The organism is Metabacillus schmidteae, assembly GCF_903166545.1.
Classification (GTDB): domain Bacteria; phylum Bacillota; class Bacilli; order Bacillales; family Bacillaceae; genus Metabacillus; species Metabacillus schmidteae.
Genome location: NZ_CAESCH010000001.1, coordinates 3,068,753 through 3,093,438, shown reverse-complemented (window position 1 = coordinate 3,093,438; position 24,686 = coordinate 3,068,753). Strand labels below are relative to the sequence as shown.

Sequence of the window (24,686 nt, the reverse complement as noted above, 5' to 3'; positions counted from 1 at the left end):
CTTGAGCTTTGGACGGCAATAGGGTGAGTCATATACCCAACTTCGCTGATCCCCTTGAAGGGAATAGCTATTGTATGGCTGTTTAGTGTTCCAGCACCGAACAGTCTCTTTTAGTTTATGCAAATTCCTACTATATATTATTTCCAAAGATGTCTGTATTGGAAAGTCTGTTGATTTCATAGGGGTACATGTTAAAAATTCTTAAGGTTTTCTCTCTTTCTAGTTTAACTCGAACATTTTCGTTGGTGTAGCATTCTTCACAATGATAATACTGTCGTAAGCCTGATCCGGCACCATTTCAATCGTATAAAACATCTTTAATAGCTTATACCATGAACGAAAGTCGTCGCCTATATTTGCCATTTTTTGTTCACTTGAAAGAATAGTCTCCAATTCAGCAGATTCACGGCTCATTTCAAAATCAACATAAAAGATATTTTCCTCAACACCGCTAAATGCATCAACTAGTTCATTATGATTCTCTACTGTAAAAACTTTGCGGCTGCCGGAATCATCGCTCTTCGCCTGAAATTCGCTGTTTATAAAATCAGTACCTATTGCAAAATACTTCGTTCCATATATCTCATCCAAATAATTACCCATCGATTTATAGCCAGCAGCCGAGGCAGATGTTTTTTCGACATGACCATTATGTCCGGTGAAGAATACTTTATCATTTCCGCGTTTTTTTTCATATTCAATAATCCATTGTAAATTTTCAGCTAAATATTGATCGCGTAGATGTGTGTAGTTTTCTTCATTTAAAAACAATTGTGCACGCTGCTTCATATTTTGTGCATATGCTGTGGCAAACGCGAAGTCTTCAGGAGACGATTTTTCCAAATACTCCGCTTTGTTTGATTGTAAATCTCCAATGATGTCATCGACCGTATCATCTACCTTTTCCAATTTTTCAGTTGTTAATTCCCGCATTGTTTCGTTGGAAACATGGTTCAACTGTTCTGCATATTTATTTGCAACCTCCTTATTTACACCAGCATAATAAGCAAATAGTTCCTTTTTACTGAAATCATAGCGCTGCATATCATTACCATAAAAACGAATTTTTTCATCCTCTTTTACCGACTCGTTATAATCATGCATCCATTGAACAAGATCCATCATTTGTTTGGTTTTATAAATGCTATAATCAAGGGAGTTTACAACTGCTTCTGCGGTGCCTTCTCCATTTACGATATAGTTGTTGATCTGCTGCCCGCCTCCGAAATCACCTTCCAAGATAAAGACGCGTACATTTTCCTTTTTTATTAATGTTTCAAAGACCTGTTTTTTTAATTCTTGAAATTCAATGTTACCATGTGTTGCTTCTCCTAACCCAATAACTTCTACATCATCTGGAATATCCATTAAATCCACTGTTGAAATATATTGATCCGCATTTTCTATCGGTTCACCTTTCCCACAACCCGAAAATAAAGCAGTAAAAGCAATGACCGCTATGAAAAGTGTACAGCTTTTTAAAAAAGACATTTATTTCCCTCAACTTTCTATTTTGTCTAATACAAACAATTTCTCAATAATTAAATGATACATGACGAAATTTAAATTAAGTTTAAATCTGAGTTATGAATAGTTAAATTTGGCGGAGACAACTAGTTAAATAAGTAGGTGAAAAATTAACAAGGATGTGTATAGAGTATCAACTAAGCTCGTTTTAATTCTTTAAGTTATAATGATGTGAATATAATCACATTTTTAAAAATATTTTTGTGAAAAACGGGATATAAGACTTATATATTGATGATATAATAGAACTACAGACATGAGTTTATGTAGTAGTGTCATTATTATGTTTTCTCATCGTTCTATAACTAAAAGGAAAATATCATAAAAGGAGCAAATGGACATGAGCAAAGAGGAAGTAAAACCAACTTATTATGATGGTTCAGGAAGTACAAATTTTTCTCCTGCAGTGCATACGTCAGATACATATATTATTAAACCTGATTATGATAAAGAAACTCTTGTTAAATATCCTTATTTTCCTTATAAGATTCTAGTTAAATAATAGCCTTTGAGCTTAGGACAACGTTAAGGTGAGTAATTTACTCCATTTTTCTGATCCGCTTGAAGGAAATAGCTGTAGCTGGCTGTTTGGTGTTGATGCACCATACAGTCTTTTTTAGTTTATGCTAAATACATTGGAAAGCCATGGTGTAAGGGGAAGTGAAGATCAAAGGTTTTCAATAAAAAATGTCGAATTAAGAAAATTTAAAATTTAGTATTGAAAAAATAATCATAGTACTATATGATTACCATAAAGTTGCTATAATATAAAATTTAGTTTTACATTATAAAACGTTTATTATGTAAAGAAATGAAAGCGTTATAAAGCTTGTTTTAAAACTATACACATTGTATCAATTGGTCTTTCTTAAAAGGTGTAATTACACTATAATAACGAATATGTTTTAATATCTAGGAAAACAAATGTAATATATAATTATTTTAAATCGCTTAGTTACCAAAAAGGAATGAGAAATGTGCCAATTATCCAATCAGTAGAACGAGCTTTACGAATTTTAGAACTTTTTGATGATCGTGAATACGAATTAAGCATTACAGAGATAAGTAAACGAATGAATCTCCATAAAAGTACAATTCATTCATTATTGAAAACATTACAGGCTCATAGTTACATTAAGCAAAATGAAGAGAATGGAAAGTATTCCTTAGGCCTTAAATTGTTTGAACGTGGTAATTATGTTATTGAAAATATGGACCTTCGTACAAATGCAAGAAAATATTTAGAATTATTATCATATCAAACAAAGAATACTGTTCATTTAGTTATATTAGATGGCCAGGAAGGCGTTTATATTGATAAAGTAGAAGGTCATGGAGTTACCGTGTTTTATTCGAAAATTGGGCGTCGTGTCCCAATACACACAAGTGCTGTTGGAAAAGCTTTAGTAGCTTTTAAAAATGATCGTGAAATTGAGGATATCCTGTCTAACTATCAATTTAAGCAAAGAACTGATAAGACAATAACAGATAAAGAAGAGTTTTTAAATGAACTTCAAATCGTTAGAACTAAAGGGTTTGCTATTGACAATGAAGAAAATGAACCTGGGATCTTTTGTATAGCAGTACCAATTATGGATCATACAGATAAGGTCATAGCTGCTATCAGTATGTCTTTGTCTTCTGCTAAGGCTAAAGATGAAATAATAGATGAGTATAAAACATTATTAAAAGAAACAGGTGAGCAAATATCCGTATCAATAGGTTATGGATATAAGAGGATTTGATTAGAATAGGCTTAGCCTATTTTTATCTATATAACAGAACAGAGTTTTATAATATAAAACAGGAGGGTTTTTAATGAGAATAATACGTTATAAGAAGAATGAAGCCAAACTTCAATTAGCAGCAGTTGATAGGGAGGGTTTTGTTTTTGACTTACCATACTCTGATTTTATGACGTTTGTTAACGACGCAGAGAAACAAGGAAAGACAGTATTAGCATTAGCCCAAGAGTTTATTGTAAATGAACCACTTGAAAAATATGAAAATATGATCCTTACAACACCAATAGATGCACCAGAAGTATGGGCATCTGGAGTTACATACGAAAAAAGTCGTGATGCTAGAAATTATGAAGCAACGGAAGGAAAACTGGATGCTACAACGTTTTATGATAAAGTTTATGATGCTGAGCGTCCGGAAATTTTCTTTAAATCAACAGCTGCACGAACAGTTGGTCCGGGACAGGAAGTTTATCTTCGCTCAGATTCTAATTGGCAAATTCCTGAACCAGAATTAGGATTAGTTCTTAATAAAGGTGGAAAAGTTTTAGGCTATATAGCTGGGAACGATATGAGTTGCCGTGATATTGAAGGTGAGAATCCTCTTTATCTTCCACAGGCAAAAATGTGGAAAAATTCATGTTCAATTGGTCCTGCAATCTTACTTGCTGATGCTGTAGAGGATCCATATGCATTAACGATTACTTGCCGTATTTTCCGTCAAAATGAGAAGGTGTTTGAAGGAAATGCCGGTGTAAATCAATTAAAAAGAAAGCTTGATGAATTAGTTTCATACTTAATACTTGATAACGACATCTTTGATGGCACAGTACTGTTAACTGGAACTTGTGTTGTTCCTCCAAATGAATTCACATTAAATGACGGAGATACAATTGAAATTGAAATTTCAGGAGTTGGCACTCTTAGAAATCCAGTAAAACAACTAGTGAAAAAAGAATCTGTTGCTAACTAAGGGTGATTTTATTTATCAACCTGGGATTTTAATAAGTTAATTTTTTAATAGGGAGTGGATTTTTGTGAGTCAAACTAAAACAGCAGCACAAACATTTTTAAATTTTATTAATAATGAATGGAAACATTCATCTGATCAAGATGTGATTGCGAGCTATAATCCAGCAAATAAAGAAGAGGTTGTAGGTCTTGTACAAAAATCATCAAAGTCTGATTTAGATGAAGCTGTAAATGCAGCACACAATGCCAAAAAAGGATGGCGTAAGTTAGGTCAAGTTGCACGTGGGCAATTGCTTTATAAAGTAGCGGATATTCTAGAAGAAAACCTTGAGGATATCGCAGTAACGATGACACGTGAAATGGGTAAAACATTACCAGAAGCAAAAGGTGAAACAGCAAGAGGAGTGGCTATTCTCCGTTATTATGCTGGAGAAGGAATGCGTTCAGAGGGGGATACAATTCCATCAACAGATCCTGAAGCACTTATGTTTACGAGAAGAACTCCTCTAGGTGTTGTCGGTGTTATTACACCATGGAACTTCCCAGTAGCTATTCCTATTTGGAAAATTGCACCAGCATTAGTGTATGGAAATACCGTTGTGTTTAAACCAGCTACCGAGGCTGCAGTGACTGCTGCTAAAGTTGTTGAATGCTTTGCGAAAGCCGGATTTCCACAAGGGGTTCTTAATTTCATTACAGGTTCTGGGTCCGTTATTGGTCAAGGACTTATCGATCATCCATTACTTAATGGCATTACGTTTACTGGTTCAGAAGGTGTTGGTAAAAACGTTGCGAAATCAGCAACAGATAGAGGGATTAAATACCAACTTGAAATGGGTGGTAAAAATCCAGTAATCGTAGCAAAAGATGCTGATCTACAATTAGCTGTTGATGCTGTATTAAGCGGCGGCTTAAAATCTACTGGACAAAAATGTACGGCAACAAGTCGTGTGATTGTTGAGGCAGATATTTATCATCAATTTAAAGAATTACTGCTTAATAAAATAGATGAAATTACAATCGGTGATGGATTGAAAGATGGTATTTGGATGGGACCTTGTGCAAGTGAGGGCCAATTCAACACGGTATGCAGCTATATTGAAAAAGGTAAGCAAGAAGGTGCCTCACTTATTTATGGTGGTGAAGTGCTAACTGATGCAGAATATCAAAATGGTTTCTTTGTTCGTCCAGCCGTCTTTGAAAATGTAAACTCTGACATGAGCATTGCACAAGAAGAAATTTTTGGACCTGTATTAGCATTATTGAAAGTAGATTCATTAGAAAAAGCAATTGATGTTGCAAATGATTCAAAATACGGATTAAGTGCATCAATCTTCACAAGTAATATTAGTTCCTTCTTACGTTTTATTGATGATATGGAGGCAGGTCTTGTTCGTGTAAATGCTGAAAGTGCTGGTGTTGAACTGCAAGCTCCATTTGGAGGAATGAAGGCTTCAAGTACTGGTTCTCGTGAACAAGGTGAAGCTGCAAAAGAATTCTATACGTCAATTAAGACTGTTTTTGTAAAGGGTTCTTAAACGTTATCTTTTAATTAAATGACTCCTTAACTTACTGAATTAGCATAGGAACATTGACACCACCACATGGTACGATCATGTTCACTACCTGTTTATTTATGTTATCAATAGTAGTATACAGTTCATAAAATTTGTTCCAAGTAGTTCTCTTTGGTTACCAACTTTTAACTAAAAGATAAAAGAGGTGTTACGATGGATTCATTTAAAGGTCAAGTTGTATGGATTACTGGAAGCAGTACAGGTATCGGAAGATCTGCAGCTTTAGAATTTTCTGAAAATGGAGCAGATGTTATTGTTCATGCAAACAGTAACATTGAGCAAGCACAATCTTTAGTAGAAGAAATTCAATCTAAAGGCAATCGAGCTTTTTTAGTACACGGAGATGTTTCAAACAAAGAAAACGTGGAATCAATGGTTCAACAAATAGATCAAGAATTTGGGAAAATTGATATATTAGTAAATAATGCGGGTGCATTAATTAAAAGATCTAGATTAGAAGATTTAGAAGAAGAGTTATGGGATCAAATTATCGATGTGAATTTAAAATCTGTCTATCTCGTAACGAAAGCAGTGCTTCCTCTTATGAAAAAGCAAGGAAAAGGCAGAATTATTAATCTTACTTCGATCGCGGCAAAAAATGGAGGCGGAGCAGGTAGTATTGCATATGCAGCATCAAAAGGTGGAGTAAGCACATTAACAAAAGGTTTAGCCAAGGATTTAATTGAATATAATATTTTGGTTAATGCAGTTGCCCCTGGAGTCATTACAACTCCATTCCATGACAAGTATTCTACATTAGAACAAAGGGCAAATGCGGTGGAACAGATTCCAATGGGAAGAGAAGGTACCCCTGAAGAGACTGTAGGTTCTATATTATTTTTAGCATCAAAATATGCTAATTATATAACGGGAGAAATAATAGAGGTTAATGGCGGACAGTTAATGAGCTAGTTAGTTTGATGATTATGATAAAGTCAGTCAATGACGGATGTTATTTTTAAAATATAGTAATAAGTTGGAAATAGACGAGATTTAGAGACGAAAGATAACACACCCTTGAGCTTTTATTACTTTAGTCTATCCATACTTAAAGATAAGGATATGAATGACGAAATATAAGGTGCTAAATCAGGAACAAGTCAATCAATTCATTGAATTAGGTTGGGTAAAGGTTGAACAAGCTTTTCCAAAAGAGGTGGCGTTAGAAGCTCAAAAAATTGTATGGGAAAATGTTGAGAAACGAGGAGTACTAAAGAATGATCGATCAACTTGGACGGAAGAAATGGTCCATTTACATGAAAACTATGAACATGAAGAATTCCAGAAATGTAATACAAAAAGATTAGCAGATGCAATTGAAGATCTTGTCGGGGAGGGCCGATGGGCGAACAGGACAGTATATGGTGAGAGTGAAAAGAAGGTTGGCTATGGATGGTGGCCAGTTAATTTTTCTCAAGGTGCTGACCAACCATGGAATGTAGCGAATACAGGATGGCATTGGGATGGTATTCATTTTCGCCATTATATTGACAGCCCAGAACAAGGCCTGCTTTGCTTAAATTTATTTTCTGAAATAGGAAAACAAGGCGGGGGAACGCTTGTAGCAGAAGGCTCACATAAAGTGGTAGCAAAATTTCTTTCCAACCAACCAGACGGAATTGAGCTAGGTGACGGCATTCGTACTTTGAATGAGCAGCACCCGTGGTTTTCGGAATTAACTGCCTCTAATAAAAAGGATAATACAGGTACTAGTTTTGAACAAAATGAGCTAAAACATGAGAGTGTTGAACAGTATCGGATAAAGAAATTTATGGAAAGTCCGTATGTTGATGAAGATGGGATCAAGCTTCAGGTTGTTGAAACCACCGGAAACCCTGGAGATGTTATTTTATGTCATCCATTTTTATATCATGCTGCATCACAGAATCACTCAGGCGTTCCTCGTTTCATGTGTAATCGGACCACACCACTAACTGAGAGAATAAACTTAAACCGTCCAGATGGGAACTATTCACCATTGGAGTGGAGTATTAAATCGGTTATACATAAAGAAGCTGCGATTTAAAAAAATAATAGTGGAGCTGCAAGTATTTAGCAGCCCCTCTTTTTTTTGGATTAATTCCTAATATTTATATTTACCAACAACTTCAACTGTACCAGCTATGTCACCTCCTGGAATAGAGAAAAAATTGAGGTAATTTAAATGTTCCTTTATCATTTTGATCCATAAATAAATCCTCTACTTACCATTCTTTATAGTATAAACCCGCTATATACCATTCCTATATTAACGACGATATGAAAAGCAATACTCGGATAGAGACTGTTTGTTTTGAGTGTGATTAACGCATAAATTACTCCTGCGACTGAAATTAACAAACTGAGAAAAATAGAAAAACCAATTGCTAGATGGAGAAGTCCAAAACCAACACTTGTTACGATGACAGAATACCTTGTGGTACTAAACTCCATAAGAGACGAAAGCATGATTCCTCTCCAAATAACTTCCTCAAAAACGGCATTAATCATTGAAAAAAACAAACAAAACAATAGTAGAGATTGGATATACTCTACATCTTTTTGAACAATAAAAAACAAATAGATCATGCCATTAACAATTATTCCAATCAACCAAAACCTAAAAGTATTAATTTTATGGAACGGTAAGACGATCGGATTTTTCCAATCAGGTTTTTCATTATACAAACTAACCTTCTTATGAAAAAGGAGATGGATAAAAACCATTCCTATAATTATAAAAACGAGAAAAAAACGATTAAGAAGGATCTTTACTTCCTTTGAAATGGTTAACGGTTCAACGAAATTATTGGAAACCGTAAATATGATAAAGCCAATTAAAAACGATAACAGCAGCGATATAATGAATTGTCTTTCTTTATCGGTAAATAACAAAATAATGAAGGCAATACATATAAAAGCAGTAAAAACGGCTTGTTGATAGGAAATAGACGCAATGCCTAAAAAAAACAATACCGCAACAAACAGAAACACAAAAAATTCCTCCTTTCCCAAGTAAATGACAAAACCACCTTCCTAAGTACTATTTCTCAATAAACTGTATTAGTTACATTCAATATAATTCCATCAACTTCCTTTTAAATTTTAACATAAATATCCAGTAAAGCTTTTTGAAAATTGGAAGATCGCACTGTATTAGCCCAAGACTAAGCATACACATTCGAACACAGACAATAACTTCTTTATCATTAGCTCCTCATGTTCAATTGTTTTGTAAATTTATTTTGAAAATCATTTCAGTATTCTAACTTTTTGGAAAACGAAAAGTAGATTTTATAGAAGTTTGAACGCTTGATATATAAGGACAACATGTAATAACAAGACTTTAGAAGACTATTAATAGTTACGGCTTCATACCCTCTTGAGTATATAAAACGATCAATCCATCCTTTACTAGGAGAAAGGATATTTAATAGATCCCATTTTAAAAACAGAAATCTTCCTCAGTCGATGAAAATAGACTTTTTCAACTTAACTCTAACCATTTGAAAATAAATATCAGAAAATTTCCACTAAACCGTTGACCTATGACATCATATGATGTACTATTACCTTAGATATGATGTTACATGACATCATAAAACTTAGATAGATAGAGATGACGAAAAAATCACTATCTATCTAATGTAAAACGTAAAGGGGAGAGGTATATTTATGAAAAAAGAACATGTGGAACAAATTGAAAACGTTATCGAGGCAGTAAAAGGAAAGGATATTAAAAACATTTTCTTTGTTGCATGCGGCGGTTCAATGGCAGCGCTTTCAATAGGGGATTATTTTATTACGAAGGATACTGACTTGCCGAGCTTTGTCTATACGTCAAATGAATTTATTCATCGCGCACCAAAAGCATTAGGTGAAAACAGCCTTGTTATATTAAGGTCACATTCCGGAACAACGCCAGAAACAGTTGGAGCTGCTACATATGCTAGAGAACAAGGTGCATTAACTGTTGCCATTTCAATGGAGGTTGAATCTCCTCTATGTCAGGAATCAGAATATACAATACATTACAATTACAAAGATGGCTCCGACGCAATTGATGGGGAAATAGGAATATACTACACATTACTCTTTAAATTACTTAATCAATTAACCGGAGAAGAGAAGTATCTCCGTGGTGTGGAACAACTCTCAAAGCTAAGTCAGTTAATTGAAAGTAACCAAGCTAAGCATAAGGATACAGCTGATGCATTTGGAAAGAAATATAAGCGTGACAAAGTTATTTACACAATGGCAAGCGGGGCATACATCCACCATGCTTATTCATTCACAAGTTGCTTGTTAATGGAAATGCTTTGGATCCACTCAAATGCGATTCATTCAGGAGAATATTTTCATGGACCATTTGAAGTAACTGATTATGATGTACCATTTTTAATAGTAGTTGGTGAGGGGCCAAGTACACCTCTTGATCAACGTGCTCTTGATTTTGTCACGAAATATAGCGAAAAAGTTGAGGTTGTGAATGTGAAAGAGTTCGATTATAGCGGTGTGGACGAAGATCTTAAAGAGTATTTTGGTACAGCTCTAGCAGGTCCTGTATTACGCTTATACGCTGACGGTTTAGCTGAACATACTGGACACCCGCTATCAGTAAGAAGATATATGTGGAAAATGGAATATTAATAGGATAAAAATTGGTTACGAGGAGGGAATAATGTAATGAAAAAGTTAGTATTCTTTTTAGTTATTATTTTAACTAGCTCTATGTTTTTAGCAGCATGTTCTTCCTCCAATGAAAGCAACGGCAAAGCATCTGATGGTGATCAAGTAGTGATTGATTTCTTTCATAGATGGCCGAATGAACCAAGAAAATCATTTTATGATGAAAAAATTGCAGAATTTGAAAAGCAGCATCCTAATGTGAAAATTAATGTTGACGCTGTTTTAAATGATTCATATAAAGAAAAAATTAAAGTATTGGTTTCAAATGATGATCTTCCTGATGTTTTCACCTCATGGTCAGACACGTTTGCCGCAGATTTAGTAAGTTCAGGACGTATTATGGAGCTAAACGATATCATGGCGGAGGATACAGAATGGTCTGGTAATATTATTGAGTCTCAATATGCTGGGTTTACGTTTGATGAGGTTACGTATGGAATACCATTTACTGTTGATGGTAAAGCATTCTTTTATAACAAACAAACAGATATTTGAAGAACATAATATAGCTGTACCAGAGTCATATGATGAACTTATCAATGCATTAGATCAACTGAGGGAAGCCGGCTATGAAACACCGTTAGTAGAGGGGTTGACAAACGGTTGGGCCATCTCTCATTATTTGGGAACTATTTTTGATAGAGTCATAGACAATGATGTACTTCTTAAAGACTATAGCATCGAGACGGGTGAATATACAGACCCTGGGTATATACGCAGTCTAGAGCTCTTTAAAGAGTTAACGAAGTACATGGGTGATGTTTCAACGGCTATTGATCATGAAGCAGCTCGAAACATGTTTGCGGCGGGTGAAGTTCCAGTACTATATATGCAATTTGCAGAGGTTGGATATGTAGAAGATGCTGGCGATGTGGAGTTTGGGTTCTTTAATTTCCCGGCAGTTGAAGGTGGAGAAGGAAGACCTAAATCACTTACTGGTGCACCAGAAGGATGGATGTTAAGTAAAAATGCTCCGCCTGAAGCCGCAGAGTTTTTAAAGTTCCTGACTTCAGAGGAAACGGCTAAAGCATTTACGAAAGCAGATGGTCAGATGAATGCTGTTAAAGGCGGTGTAACAGAAGAAACCTCCAACCCAACAAGTCTGGAAGCCTATCAACTTATTCTGGATGCATCAGATTCGACCCCTTGGTTTGATAATGCGGTTGATATCTCAATTGCTGATATTTTCATGCGGGGTGGTCAAGAATTAGCAACCGGTCAAACGACACCAGAAGAAATTATGGCAAAAGTACAGGAAGCAGCTGCTAAATTACGTAACCAATAAAAGAAACGAATTGCCCTACCTAAGATCGTAATAGGTTAGGGCAATTCTTCAAAATAAGGGCGGGGGGTTTGAAATGAAGGTTAAAAAGGTGAAAATAACACCAATCTTATTCATGTTACCAACCATATTATTTTTAGGACTATTTATTTACATACCACTTATACAAAACTTCTATAATAGTTTTTTTGAATTTAGTGTATTTTCTCAATCGAAAGAGTTTGTTGGTTTGAGCAAACTGAAGGAATTACTTGTTGATGAGGTAGCCATCATTGCATTAAAGAACAATGTCAAGTATGCGATCATTTCCGTATTACTGCAAGTGTTCTTTGCTTTAGTACTGGCTGCTATTTTAGAGGATAAATTGATTAGACGCATCGCTCCGGCTTTACGAGTTATTTATTTTATGCCGGTCATGATTTCAATTTCAGTTATTGCCTTATTATTTGGATTTGTCTATAATCCGCAAATTGGGTTACTAAATAGTTTCTTAGAGCTCATTGGATTAGATCAGTTAGCAAAGCCTTGGTTAGGTAATTCAACAACTGCCATATATAGTGTTATCGCAATGTCTCAATGGCAAAGTATTGGTCTCATTACAATGTTGTTTATCGTTGCGATTCAGAAAATTCCAAAGGAGCTATATGAAGCTGCAGAGATCGATGGTGCTGGAAAAATACGAAGATTCTTTAGTGTAACGGTACCGCAAGTGAAAGAAGCTATGTTTGTTAACTTACTAGTTACAGTGACTGGATCTATTTTAGTATTTAATGAGCCTTATATTCTCACAAACGGCGGCCCGGGAAATAGTTCCATGACATTAGCGGTTCACATGTATCAAACAGGCTTCATTAAAGACGACATGGGCTATGCATCAACATTAGCATCTCTTATCTTCTTATTATCTGCTATCTTTGCACTTATTCAAATCAAAATTTCGAAAACAGGGAAGGAGGATTGAAAGACATGTTAAAAACGAATGTGAAAAAGGCAACTTTCCCTAGTACCATTCCTACAAATAAAATGAAAATCCCAGTTCAGACACGAATCACCCAAAATATTGTATTGCTCGGTTTGCTGTGCTTTGCCGTTCTCATTCTCTATCCACTATTTTGGATGTTCATCTCATCCTTTAAAAGTTATCAGGAAATCTACAGTAATGTATGGGCTTTACCAACGGAATGGAAGTTTGAAAACTATACCCTGGCTTGGTCGAAAGGGATTTCGAACTATTTTATCAACAGTGTTTATGTAACCGCTTTAACGATTATCTTAACTGTTATAATAGGATCTATGGCTGCGTTCGTATTATCCAGGTATAAAAATCGATGGATTGACGCGTCACTTCTAATTATTATTGGCGGGTTAATGATGAATCCGCAAGTTGCATTAATCCCTTTATTTGAAATTTTAACAATAACAAACTTATTAGATACCCATTGGGCACTCATTATGACCTATGTTGCCTATCGGTTACCTTTAACGATTATATTGATTCGGGCATTCTTTTTAACAGTGCCTAAAGAGTTATCAGAATCAGCATTGATGGATGGTTGTAATGAATTCGGGATTTATTGGCGCATTTATTTGCCAATATCATTACCTATCGTCGTTACATCTGTTATTTTAACCGCCTATTTTGCCTGGAATGAATTCTTATTCGCGACCGTATTCATTAATTCCAGTGAATTAAAAACGATTCCATCAGGATTAATGGTCTTTCGTGATGCTCTTCGCACAGACTGGGGAGTATTGCTATCAGGAATGGTGATTGCAACAGTGCCAATGATTGTTCTACTTATTTTCTTACAAAAATATTTGGTTAGAGGTCTTGCAGAAGGATCTGTGAAAGGATGATATCTTATGAAATTAATAACAATTGGTGATAACGTAGTTGACTGCTATTTGGATCAAGATAAGTATTATCCTGGGGGTAATTGTGTCAATGTTGCAGTAAATGCCAAACGTAACGGGGCAAGTGTTGTTTCGTATATTGGGATATTTGGGAATGATGAGCCTGCTAATCATATTAAGTATGTACTTAGTCAAGAAGGGATCGATTATCGTTTTTCCCGCGACGTGATTGGTATTACTGGGCAGCCGCAAGTTACATTAACAGAAGACAATGACCGTGTATTTGTTGGCGGACCTAAAAATACCGTTCAGCATAAATTTAAAATTCAGCTCATACAAGAAGAACTGGATTATATAAAAACCTTTGATTTAAGCCATGTGAGCTGCTATTCCTCCATGGAAAGTGAACTGCCAAAATTGTCACAAGTGGTGAAAGTATCGTATGACTTTTCGAATAGGAAAGAACTGCCTTATATTGAATCAATTGCTCCGTATATTTCGTATGCTTTTTTCTCAGCTGCCGAGCTTTCTGATGAAGGTCTCGAACGTTTCATTAGAGATTTGAATAATTTTCAGTTTGAAATCATTGGGTTGACGAGAGGAGCAAGGCCGGCGATTTTTATCAAAAATGGAGCGATTTATGAGCAGAAGATAAAGAAAATTGAGGTGGTTGATACAATGGGTGCAGGTGATAGCTTAATCGCAGGATTTTTAACTTCTTATATGAGTGGTGATGACATAGAAGCTGCGATTGAAAAAGGAACGAGGTCCGCAGAAAAAACCTGCCAAGAATACGGTGGATTCGGTTACCCTAAACAAATACAAAAAGTTTAACGAGTATACAATGTTAATGTATAATTATTGGTAACGCTAAAAATATAGGAGCGAACATGATGAGTAACCGCGATCAAATTCAAAATTATTTATATGAAGAAATTATGACCGGAATTAAACAATATATTGAATCGAATCAGCTAAATCAAGGTGATCAAATTCCTACTGAAGCTGAATTATGCGAAATTTTTCAAGCCAGCAGAATATCCATTCGTCGTGCCATTAAAGAATTAGTAGACGAAGGTGTTCTTCAAATTATTCGTGGAAAAGGTACATTTGTGAATACGTTTCGTAAAGAGATTCACCTTTTACATTTTCAGGGTTACACCGAAGGCTTGACGACTAAGAGTGATTTTATTACAAAAGATATTATTTCAATAGAGAAAATAAAGGGTACACCCCATATTAATCATAAGTTTGACAATAAATTTGACGAGTATATTGAGCTGGTTAGAAAAGTCTATCGAAATAACCAAATCCTAAGTTTGGATTATGCCTACTTTCCAACAGCACTTTATCCCTCAATTGAAAATAAAATAACATCAGAAAGTTCAACGTTTAAGATTATTAATGACGAGTATGGAATAAATTTCAAAAAAGTTTGTAAGGATCTTGAATTTGTCCATCCAACAGAAGTGGTACAAAAGCATCTTGAGGTCAATAGAATGACACCTATCATTTTAGTAGACAAAATTATTTATAATGAAGAATCAATCCCTGTCCATTATTCAAACTACTATTTAATTGCAGATAGGGTAAAGTTACGGCTGGAAACGGATTATTAGCGGAAGATGTAAATTAACGTACATTGCAACGGCTGCTTAGTTAGGAATTGATAAGGATTTTGCCGGTGATTATCATGTTGATAACATTGGGACAAAATTAAATGATGAATATGTAGTAATGATGCTGTAGTAACGCATCAAGCTGGTAAAGGGAATTGATCGCAGTTGGAAACAAGGGATTGAGCGAGAATAAGTCGTTGACGAAATATTGATTAAAAGTTAGTTTATAGTAGCCAAAAGTAATTCCCCGCTTCGATAAGTGGGGAATTTTTAATCCAAGTAAATTGCCGTTCGTTAATTGAAAATACATTTTGTCTTGTTAAATTTACTGTTTCCAATAAATGGCGGTACAGTTGACCTGTCCCCTTGTCCCATTTAAAATTATGAAGAGATACATAATTTTTAAAAAGAAGAATAGATAAAAGCCGATAGGTTGAGGTGATAGAATGAGTGATGTTTCTATAGAAAAGTCACAGCCGTATTACGAGCAGTTTTACCATATGATTAAAAAGATGATTTATGAGGGGAAGTTTCAGCCTGGAGAACGGATTAATGAAACGCAATTAGCAAAAGAGTTTAATGTAAGTAAGAGTCCGATTCGAGAGGCGATTCGGATTTTAGAAAAAGAGGGTCTATTAGTTGTAGAAAAGTTAAAGGTGGTTGTGTATGAGCCGACATTAAAGGAAGTAAGGGATATTTATTTTTGTCGGAAGGCTTTGGAGTCCTTTGCGGTGAGCTTGACCACCCAAATAGCGAGCGACGAGGAACTCCGGGAAATTGAAGATTTGTTAGAAAAAACAGAACAAGCTATTCAAGCTAATGAAGAGCCGAACACAATCATTTCACTCAATGAACAATTCCATAACCTAATTATGAACTTTACCCGGAATACACGCCTTCAAAAGCAAGTAGCTGATTTAAGAGGATTAATTACCTACTTCCGCATATTAAATTTTAAAGGTGAAAGTAGAGCCGAAACCATACTAGATCAGCATCGTCATATTTTTAACTTTATGAAAAAGAGAGATGAAAAATTAGCCGCAGAGGAAATGATTAAACATCTTGAACTGGATGTAGAACATTTAATTGAAGTTCTTTCAACACCGGATGAAGGGTCGAAAATCGTACTTAAAGATAAATAAATTATGTCTGAAAATGCTGTGTCTTCTAATAGACAGAGCTTTTTTTCTTATAAATATATTTTGAAAATACAAATGTTAACCTTGACTGTTTTTAGAATATTTTTTATTATTTGATTATAAACTATAAAGAGTCGACCGACGACTCTCTGTTATAAGGGGGCTATATTATGAAAAAATTGAAGGTCGCTTCCATTCCAGGAGACGGAATTGGAAAGGAGGTTGTTCCTGCAGCAATCGATGTTTTGAAAGCGGTATCTGAGATCCACGGTGGGTTATCTTTTGAATTTACGGATTTCCCCTATAGCTGTGAATACTATTTAGAACATGGATCCATGATGCCGGAAGATGGACTTGAAAGGTTAAAAGATTTTGATTCTATCTTTTTGGGGGCTGTTGGAAATAGTAAGCTTGTACCGGATCATGTATCATTATGGGGCTTGTTAATTAAACTTCGTCGCGAGTTTGAACAACAAATAAACATTCGCCCGGCCAAGCTACTTAACGGTGTTCGTTCACCACTAGTAAACCCTAAAGACTTCGACCTTATTGTCGTTCGCGAGAATAGTGAAGGGGAATACAGTGAAGTCGGCGGTCGCATTTTCCGTGAAGAGGATGAAATTGCTATTCAAAATAATATCTTCTCCCGAAAAGGAACAGAACGTGCTATGCATTATGCCTTTGACCTGGCTTCTAAGAGAAAAAAGCATGTGACAAGTGCGACAAAGTCAAATGGAATCGTTCATTCCATGCCATTTTGGGATGAGGTATTTAAAGATGTTAGCAAGATTTACCCGGAGATTGAAACAGATTCTCAGCATATTGATGCGTTATCGGCCTTCTTTGTCACACATCCGGATAAGTTTGATGTAATCGTAGCTAGCAATCTATTTGGAGATATCTTAACAGATCTTGGTGCAGCCATTATGGGAAGTATCGGTATAGCACCGGCTGCAAATATCAATGTTAATGGGAAATATCCATCTATGTTTGAGCCAGTTCACGGATCCGCACCTGATATTATTGGAAAGGGAATTGCGAATCCAATCGGTCAAATCTGGACGGCTAAGATGATGCTGGATCACCACGGAGAACATGAAATTGGCAGCGTATTATTGGATGTTGTTGAAAGCATAACTGCTGATGGGATTATGACTCCGGATATCGGTGGAAAGCATTCAACAAACGAAATAGCAGAGGAGATTATTAAACGATTGAAAGCAAAAGCATAAGAGATGAACCTACTGAATCTATTTGACAAAGAATAGATTCAATCTTTCCAACATAATGCAAACGCTTACTTTACCTTGAAAAGGAGTGTTTTACAATGAGTAATTTGCAAAATGATCCTAATGTTGAAAGTATTGGTTTAAAATCAAAAACAAAGTGGAAAATTGCAGGAATCGAAGCACCTATTTTTCTAGCTATTGTCGTTATCCTATTAATTGGAATTTATATGGAAGCTCTGCCACAAAACCTCGCTGGCGGACTGATTGTAGCGATGGTGTTAGGAATTCTTTTAATGTGGATTGGAGATCAAATACCTGTCTTTAACACGTTTGGTGGCGGTCCAATTCTATGTATCTTAATTCCGGCATTATTCTTATATTGGGGTCTTTTACCTGAAAGTGTGGGAACTCTGACAGACCATTTTTACAACGAAATAGGATTTTCTGATTTTGCCGTAACAGGCATCATCGTAGGTAGTATCCTAAGTATGGATCGAAAAATGCTCATGAAAATAGGAAGTCGCTTTTTTATTCCTCTTCTTGGTGGTGTAATTTCCACGTTACTTATTGGAGGACTTGTTGGAGAGTTAATTGGATTTGGTTTTGCTGAAACGTTATTCTTTGTCGTAGGCCCAATTATGGGTGGAGGAATGGCCGCTGGAGCTGTTCCAATGTCTGAAATATTGGCTGAGAGCAGCGGCGGAAGCGCTGGTGATATCCTTGCCAAAATTGCTCCTGCCGTAATGGTAGGGAACATGATCTGTATCATTGTTGCAGGTGCCCTTAACGGGTTAGGTAAAAGAAAGAATCGTCCCAAAAACTTCTCCGGTGATGGGGAAATGATCAGATTGAAAGAAGGTCAGAAAAAAATCGACCTTAGCGGCAGTGGTTCTTCTAAATTTGCATTTTCTATCAATAGTTTAATAATAGGGATCATTGTGGCAACAACAGTATTTGCTTTCGGAAAAATTGTCTCGACTATTTTCCCAACATTCCATTCTTACGTATACATTATTCTAGGTGCAGCAGCTTTAAAAATTTTTAACGTACTTCCTGAATACATTGAAAAAGCCGCGGAAGATTGGTACGACCTCATTACAAAAGCGTGGGTACCTGCTATCTTAGTAGCGATCAGTGCAGGTATGGTTGACTTTAAAAGCGTGATCGAAATAGCGACTAACCCAAGCTATATCTCATTAGTCATATTAACGGTTGTTATCGCTGTATTAGCAGCTGGTTTCCTTGGAATATTAGTAGGCTTCTATTTTGTAGAATCTTCTATCTCTGCTGGTCTTGGAATGGCAGACATGGGCGGTTCCGGAGATGTTGCCGTATTAAGTGCTGCTAATCGCATGGGCTTAATGCCATTTTTGCAAATTTCATCACGTATAGGCGGCGCGATCATGTTAGTGATTCTATCGTTAATTGCACCGTTCCTGATGTAGCTAGTGCACTAGTAAAAAAAGGAAAATATGATGGATTTCCAATATCCGTTGTATTTTCCTATCTTTTTTAAGGACAGATAAAGATAGGTGTGTTGGGTAATTAAAAAATCTCACCTTATTTTTTCATGCAGATAAAATAGAGGAGGTACTAAAGTGAAAATTGCTGATATTCAAGTCATTCGGGCTAATCGTTTTTTATATGTCAAAGTATTCACAGATGAAGGCTTAACAGGCTTAGGAGAGTCGGGAGCATGGGGATTTTTAGATGCATCTGCAGAGGCTATTATCACGTTTAAATCTTACTTAATCGGTAAGGATCCTTTACAAATTGAACATCACTGGCAATATATGTACCGTTCCTTTCATTTCAGAGGAGCAGCCATTATGGGAGCCATTAGTGCCATTGATATAGCACTATGGGACATTGCGGGTAAACGATTTAACGTCCCAACGTATATGCTTCTGGGTGGAAAAACGAGAGAAAAAGTAAGAACCTATTACCATGTTTCCGGTGAGACGACGGAAGAACTAGTTGCCAACTGTGTGAAAGCGAAGGAAATGGGCTTCACCGCCATAGGTCACCTCTCACCATTTCTCGATGAACCGCGAAATAAACCTTATTTTCTCTCCTATGCCAGGATGATCAATGAAGCAGCAGATCGTGTCGGCATGATTCGCGATGCAGTTGGAGATGACGTAGACTTATGCTTAGAGCTGCATCGCCGCATGAAGCCGGGCGAAGCAGTAGCCTTTGCACAAGCCGTTGAACAATATCGTCCATTCTTTTTAGAAGACCCGACAACACCGGATAATTTTGATTCCATGGGGTTGATCGCAAGTAAATCAACAGTTCCAATTGCAACCGGTGAACGAATCCACACGATTCAAGAGTTTGAAATGCTGCTATCCAGAAACGCCATGTCCTATGCCCGTGCAAGTGTTTGTTTATGCGGCGGAATTACGGGCGCGAAAAAAATTGCAGCCATTGCAGAAGCTCACGGTGTTCAGGTTGTACCACATAACCCATTAAGTCCCGTTAGTACAGCTGCTTGTATGCAAATTGCGATCTCAACTGAAAACGTAGCAATACAAGAGTTGCCGGATCATGAAACAGTATCGGCCACAGAAAGATTTACAAGTTCTAATACAGTTGATGTAAGCAAATTTAAACAAAGTGATATGGTCACATGGGTACCTACGGTGAAGGAAGGATTTATTGAAGTGGAGGAACGTGTTGGAATTGGGATTGACTTGGTTGAAGATATTGAAGAAAGATTTCCTTATGAACGGCGAGTTGTTAATACTAGATTACATGTTGATGGATCGATAGTTGATCAGTAGGAGTATTTTCAAGAAAGACTTACCAGCTTTTATTAACGTCAAGAATATTAATAGTGATATTTATAGTGTCTAATAATTTCATTGAAACGATGACAATTTCAAATGAATTCAAAATTATTGTTAATCGTCTTTTTCTTGTTGTTATTTTACTAGGAATCTTTTTTCATTTACGGCTTTTTAAGAAGAAGGTTTCTTGGTATAATGCAAAACCTGATTGGAAAAACCCGATCAACTTGCCGTTTCATAAGGTTAATACATTTTGGTTTTGGATGATTGGAATAGTAGTTAATGGAATCGTATATTTGTTTTTTATTGTTCAAAAAGATGTAGAATATATCGTATTGCTCTTCTGGTTTTGTTTATTTTTTTCTCTAATTAATGCCGTTTTTGAGGAAGTTATTTGGAGAGGGGTTATGCTTTCGGCTCTTAATGAATTCACATCGACAGGGTATGCTATCTTTGTTACAAGTGTTGGTTTTGGGCTACTCCATCTCGCAATTGGTTTTTCTATTCCCCTTAGTTTGTTGATTTCAGTTGCAGGAGTAATATACGCAGTAATCACACTTAAAACAAACAGTGTCTATCCAAGTATTGTTTTTCATATCATCATTAATATTGGAATGGTGTACAGCGGATTTATTATTTAATGAAAGATAGGGAATAGGGTTCTGAAAGTAAATTCCTAATCTAACAATAAATGGTCCATGTAATACAGCTAAGTAAAAAATAGGGAAGTGATTTAGATATTTCATAACTTCCCTTATTTTATTTAGTTGGGAATTTTCTTCAGCAATATTGATTAAAATTATTTAATTGCTTTGCTCACTTTCAGTTTCTTACCTTTGATTGTTGCATTTTCCATTGCTTGTAAAACAAGTGAGCCTTTTCCATTAAGAATATCAACGTATGACATATTATCATGGATAGTAATAATACCAATATCATCTGCTGTTACTCCAGGAATTTTCGCTATAGTTCCGACAAAATCTACAGTCCGAATCTTTTTCTTTTTTCCACCATTGAAATGAAGTTTAATAATATCTTGGTTAATTCGAGCAGTTTTATTGTTCTTCACGATCCTGCGTCCACTCATTTTTTCTTCGAAAGCGGCTGTTCCTTTAGCAACTTCCTGATTTGTAGGAGCTTCCCTTACAGGTATTTCAAAACCAATGTACTTTTCTATTGCTTTTATAAATTTCTCTTCATAAGGTGTCGCAAATGTAATGGCTTTTCCTTTATTACCAGCACGACCAGTTCTTCCTGTTCGGTGAACATAGCTCTCTTTTTCCATTGGAGTGTCATAATTGATAACAAGTGTTACATTATCAATATCAATTCCTCTTGCGGCAACATCGGTTGCGACAAGATAACGGAAATTCCCCATTTTGAAACCATCCATCACAGCAAACCGTTCCTCTTGCTCTAAACCTCCATGGATTTTTTCACAAGAATATTGAGATCTTTCCAATTCGCTATACACTGTATCTACGTTTTCTTTAGTTTTGCAGAAAATGATACAGCTCTCAGGGTTTTCAACGATTGTAACGCTTTTAAGAAGTGAAATCTTATCTCCCTCTTTAACTTCAATTAACTGGTGTTCAATACGATCTGTGGTTATCTCAGTTGCTGCAATTTCGATATTAATAGGCTTTTTCATATATTTGTGGCATAGATTTTCTACATCTCCAGGCAATGTAGCAGAAAAAACCATCGTTACTCTGTCTAAAGGTAGCTCCTTTATTATTGTTTCTACGTCGTCAATAAATCCCATATTAAGCATTTCGTCAGCTTCATCAATAATAAAATACTTAACTTGGTCTAAAACAAGGGTCCCTCGTTCGATATGGTCAAGAACACGTCCTGGTGTACCGACGACAACATGATTTTTTTGTTTCAATTCTTCTTTTTGTTTCGTAAAAGGCTCTTTTCCATAAACGGCCAAAGCTTTAATCCGCTTTAACCTTCCAATATTCGTTATATCCTCTCTAACTTGAACAGCCAGCTCCCTTGTAGGTGTAAGAATTAATGCCTGTGGCTTTTTTTCTTCCCATTTAACCATTTCGCAGATAGGTATACCAAAGGATGCGGTCTTGCCACTACCTGTTTGAGATTTAACGACAAGATCTTGATTTTCCAATGCTAATGGTATTACTTCGTTTTGAACCTCTGTGGGGGTTTCATATTTTAACACTGCAAGTGCTCTTTTTATTTCCTTGCTTAACTGATAATCCTCAAAACTTTTTTTACTCATGAATTAACCTCTTTTTTAGTATTATCCGACTTATGTATAGGATTCTCTTAAAAAAATCCTCATATGCAAAATCTGAATATCGTTCATTATACTTGAAATGCCACACAAATCATCTTTTATTTTGAATTTTATACGGATAATGAATATATTTTCCCTTTTTAGATTAACGGTATATGACATGTATCATACCATGTACATGATACATGCTACTAACAAGTCCATTATTTTTCGTTTATAATTCACTTAATCACACATAACAAGGAAGGAAACTTCAAATATAATGAACTTACAAAATACAAAAACTTTAAGAAAACAAGTTGCTCCATTTGAAAAAACAACAACAATGAAAAGTACATGGCAGATTACCAATACAATCGTTCCATTTATTACATTATGGTATCTTGCCTATATATGTCTGTCCGTTTCTTATTGGTTAGCATTAGTGCCAATAGTGTTAGCAGCTGGGTTTCTGGTAAGAGTCTTTATTATTTTTCATGATTGCACCCATCATTCCTTTTTTAAAAGCCGTCGCGTCAATCGAATAGTTGGAACAGCTATGGGTGTTTTAACTTTATTCCCGTTTGATCAATGGGGGCATGAGCATTCTATTCATCACGCTACAAGTGGTAATCTGGATAAGCGTGGTACAGGAGATATTTGGACACTTACAGTGGATGAGTATTTGGCAGCACCGCTAAGACTTCGTTTAGCATATCGTTTTTATCGTAATCCTTTCGTGATGTTTGGATTGGGGCCAATCTATGTTTTCCTTCTAAAAAATAGATTTAATCGCAAAGGGGCCAGAAGGAAGGAACGCTTGAATACTTATTTGACGAACGTTTTATTGGTTGCATTAATTGGAATTCTCTGCTTGACAGTAGGATGGCAGTCGGTGCTTTTAGTACAAGGATCTATTTTCTTGCTATCAGGGTCACTAGGCATTTGGCTGTTTTACGTTCAGCATACTTTTGAAGATTCTTATTTTGAGGAAAATAAAGAATGGGAATATGTAAAGGCAGCTGTGGAGGGAAGTTCCTTCTATAAGCTTCCAAAATTTATTCAATTCTTGACGGGGAATATTGGTTATCACCATGTTCATCATTTAAGCCCTAGAGTCCCAAACTATAAATTAGAAGAAGCACATAATAACACACCTCCCTTACAAAACGTACCAACAATTACACTTACTACAAGTTTAAAATCGCTCCGTTTCCGTTTATGGGATGAAAAAACTAAGAATTTCGTAAGCTTTAAAGACGTTAAAGAGTTAGCTAAAAAAAGAGTTTCGGTTCAAATAAAACCTGAATTGTAACTTTACTAAATAGAGCTCCCCATTATTTATGGGGAGTTTCTGTTTAACAGTAGCTTTCAGAAGGAGAGAACTAAAATGATTCGAATTGTCATTGCTGAGGATCAGGAGATGCTGTTAGGGGTAATAGGTTCCCTTCTTAATTTGGAAGAGGATATGGAAGTGGTTGGTCGGGCTAGGAATGGGGAAGAGGCTGTTACTCTTGTGTCCCGATTGCAGCCTGATGTTTGTATCATGGATATAGAGATGCCTAAAATGAGCGGACTTGAGGCAGCTGAAGCATTAATGCCAGCTGGATGCAAGGTAATCATTTTAACAACATTTGCTAGGAATGGTTATGTAGACCGTGCACTAAAAGCTTGTGTAAATGGTTATTTATTGAAGGATAATCCAAGCAAGGAGTTAATCTGCTCGATCCGAAGCATTATGGATGGAAAACAAATTTACTCCCCCGAACTAATGGATGTTTCAAGAGATAGCAGACTTGGAACTGAAGTGTTAGAACTGTTTGACGATGGTCAAACTATAGATAAAACCTCTAATGGACCTAGAAACAAAAAGGGATCTGTGAGGAATTATTTTTCAGCAATTATTGATAAAATAAAGTTACAGACAGGTTAGGAAAATGTTTTCTAGTTACCATAAAATAACAAACAGAACAGGCCTGCAAAATAAATGGATCCCTGTTTTAAAACGATTCACACCGACTACGAAGCCGGAAGATATAGCAG

The 24,686-nt window shown here is 35.9% G+C and carries 23 protein-coding genes; 20 read left to right on the top strand and 3 right to left on the bottom strand.

Annotated elements, in window-relative coordinates; all coding sequences use genetic code 11:
- Positions 1–219 precede the first annotated feature (219 nt).
- Positions 220–1,491: an erythromycin esterase family protein gene (locus tag HWV59_RS14875; RefSeq protein WP_175639328.1), complete on the bottom strand. Its 1,272-nt coding sequence runs from the start codon at positions 1,489–1,491 to the stop codon at positions 220–222.
- A gap of 376 nt (positions 1,492–1,867) precedes the next feature.
- Here HWV59_RS14875 and HWV59_RS14870 point away from each other — a divergent pair, with 376 nt between their 5' ends.
- The 6 genes from HWV59_RS14870 (at position 1,868) to HWV59_RS14845 (ending at position 7,844) form a co-directional block, all read left to right on the top strand.
- Entirely contained in the window at positions 1,868–2,029 is a 162-nt protein-coding gene (locus HWV59_RS14870; RefSeq protein WP_175639327.1) for a hypothetical protein, read from the top strand.
- A gap of 475 nt (positions 2,030–2,504) precedes the next feature.
- On the top strand, positions 2,505–3,272 hold the full coding sequence (locus tag HWV59_RS14865; protein ID WP_175639326.1) for an IclR family transcriptional regulator: 768 nt from the start codon (positions 2,505–2,507) through the stop codon (positions 3,270–3,272).
- 73 nt (positions 3,273–3,345) lie between these two features.
- A complete protein-coding gene (locus HWV59_RS14860) occupies positions 3,346–4,242 on the top strand; it encodes a fumarylacetoacetate hydrolase family protein (RefSeq protein ID WP_175639325.1) in 897 nt (298 codons plus the stop codon).
- A 64-nt stretch (positions 4,243–4,306) separates the two neighbouring features.
- Positions 4,307–5,779 (top strand): alpha-ketoglutaric semialdehyde dehydrogenase GucD, encoded by a 1,473-nt coding sequence (gucD, locus tag HWV59_RS14855; RefSeq protein ID WP_175639324.1) that lies wholly within the window; start codon positions 4,307–4,309, stop codon positions 5,777–5,779.
- Between the two features lie 192 nt (positions 5,780–5,971).
- The gene (locus HWV59_RS14850; protein ID WP_175639323.1) at positions 5,972–6,730 is read left to right on the top strand and encodes an SDR family NAD(P)-dependent oxidoreductase; all 759 of its coding nucleotides are present in this window, start codon (positions 5,972–5,974) and stop codon (positions 6,728–6,730) included.
- 154 nt (positions 6,731–6,884) lie between these two features.
- Positions 6,885–7,844, top strand: coding sequence for a phytanoyl-CoA dioxygenase family protein (locus HWV59_RS14845; RefSeq protein ID WP_175639322.1), 960 nt, complete (start codon positions 6,885–6,887; stop codon positions 7,842–7,844).
- A gap of 188 nt (positions 7,845–8,032) precedes the next feature.
- Here the strand turns inward: HWV59_RS14845 and HWV59_RS14840 are convergent, their stop codons facing one another.
- On the bottom strand, positions 8,033–8,791 hold the full coding sequence (locus HWV59_RS14840) for a CPBP family intramembrane glutamic endopeptidase (RefSeq protein ID WP_175639321.1): 759 nt from the start codon (positions 8,789–8,791) through the stop codon (positions 8,033–8,035).
- A gap of 681 nt (positions 8,792–9,472) precedes the next feature.
- Here HWV59_RS14840 and HWV59_RS14835 point away from each other — a divergent pair.
- From HWV59_RS14835 to HWV59_RS14785, 12 genes are all read left to right on the top strand, one after another.
- Positions 9,473–10,447 carry an SIS domain-containing protein gene (locus HWV59_RS14835; RefSeq protein WP_175639320.1) on the top strand — a complete coding sequence of 325 codons (975 nt, stop codon included), beginning with the start codon at positions 9,473–9,475 and terminating at the stop codon, positions 10,445–10,447.
- A gap of 36 nt (positions 10,448–10,483) precedes the next feature.
- A complete protein-coding gene (locus HWV59_RS27075; RefSeq protein WP_235991748.1) occupies positions 10,484–10,981 on the top strand; it encodes an ABC transporter substrate-binding protein in 498 nt (165 codons plus the stop codon).
- Positions 10,920–11,771 carry an ABC transporter substrate-binding protein gene (locus HWV59_RS14830; protein ID WP_235991747.1) on the top strand — a complete coding sequence of 284 codons (852 nt, stop codon included), beginning with the start codon at positions 10,920–10,922 and terminating at the stop codon, positions 11,769–11,771. The genes HWV59_RS27075 and HWV59_RS14830 overlap by 62 nt, the downstream gene beginning before the upstream one ends.
- 73 nt (positions 11,772–11,844) lie before the next feature.
- Positions 11,845–12,729, top strand: a complete 885-nt coding sequence (locus tag HWV59_RS14825) for a carbohydrate ABC transporter permease (RefSeq protein ID WP_175639319.1) — start codon at positions 11,845–11,847, stop codon at positions 12,727–12,729.
- Between the two features lie 5 nt (positions 12,730–12,734).
- A complete protein-coding gene (locus tag HWV59_RS14820; RefSeq protein WP_102231576.1) occupies positions 12,735–13,625 on the top strand; it encodes a carbohydrate ABC transporter permease in 891 nt (296 codons plus the stop codon).
- Positions 13,626–13,631: 6 nt separating this feature from the next.
- The gene (locus HWV59_RS14815) at positions 13,632–14,456 is read left to right on the top strand and encodes a PfkB family carbohydrate kinase (RefSeq protein WP_175639318.1); all 825 of its coding nucleotides are present in this window, start codon (positions 13,632–13,634) and stop codon (positions 14,454–14,456) included.
- A 59-nt stretch (positions 14,457–14,515) separates the two neighbouring features.
- A complete protein-coding gene (locus HWV59_RS14810) occupies positions 14,516–15,241 on the top strand; it encodes a GntR family transcriptional regulator (protein ID WP_175639317.1) in 726 nt (241 codons plus the stop codon).
- A gap of 446 nt (positions 15,242–15,687) precedes the next feature.
- Positions 15,688–16,383, top strand: coding sequence for a GntR family transcriptional regulator (locus HWV59_RS14805; RefSeq protein WP_175639316.1), 696 nt, complete (start codon positions 15,688–15,690; stop codon positions 16,381–16,383).
- Positions 16,384–16,550: 167 nt separating this feature from the next.
- On the top strand, positions 16,551–17,612 hold the full coding sequence (locus HWV59_RS14800) for a tartrate dehydrogenase (protein ID WP_175639315.1): 1,062 nt from the start codon (positions 16,551–16,553) through the stop codon (positions 17,610–17,612).
- Positions 17,613–17,707: 95 nt separating this feature from the next.
- Positions 17,708–19,054: a 2-hydroxycarboxylate transporter family protein gene (locus tag HWV59_RS14795; RefSeq protein WP_175639314.1), complete on the top strand. Its 1,347-nt coding sequence runs from the start codon at positions 17,708–17,710 to the stop codon at positions 19,052–19,054.
- A gap of 153 nt (positions 19,055–19,207) precedes the next feature.
- Positions 19,208–20,395 carry a mandelate racemase/muconate lactonizing enzyme family protein gene (locus HWV59_RS14790; RefSeq protein ID WP_175639313.1) on the top strand — a complete coding sequence of 396 codons (1,188 nt, stop codon included), beginning with the start codon at positions 19,208–19,210 and terminating at the stop codon, positions 20,393–20,395.
- Positions 20,396–20,460: 65 nt separating this feature from the next.
- Positions 20,461–21,042, top strand: a complete 582-nt coding sequence (locus HWV59_RS14785) for a CPBP family intramembrane glutamic endopeptidase (protein ID WP_175639312.1) — start codon at positions 20,461–20,463, stop codon at positions 21,040–21,042.
- 158 nt (positions 21,043–21,200) lie between these two features.
- Here the strand turns inward: HWV59_RS14785 and HWV59_RS14780 are convergent, their stop codons facing one another.
- On the bottom strand, positions 21,201–22,646 hold the full coding sequence (locus HWV59_RS14780) for a DEAD/DEAH box helicase (RefSeq protein ID WP_175639311.1): 1,446 nt from the start codon (positions 22,644–22,646) through the stop codon (positions 21,201–21,203).
- Between the two features lie 280 nt (positions 22,647–22,926).
- Here HWV59_RS14780 and HWV59_RS14775 point away from each other — a divergent pair, with 280 nt between their 5' ends.
- Both HWV59_RS14775 and HWV59_RS14770 read left to right on the top strand, forming a co-directional pair.
- On the top strand, positions 22,927–23,958 hold the full coding sequence (locus HWV59_RS14775) for a fatty acid desaturase (protein WP_175639310.1): 1,032 nt from the start codon (positions 22,927–22,929) through the stop codon (positions 23,956–23,958).
- A gap of 75 nt (positions 23,959–24,033) precedes the next feature.
- Positions 24,034–24,576: a response regulator gene (locus HWV59_RS14770; protein WP_102231581.1), complete on the top strand. Its 543-nt coding sequence runs from the start codon at positions 24,034–24,036 to the stop codon at positions 24,574–24,576.
- Positions 24,577–24,686 lie beyond the last annotated feature (110 nt).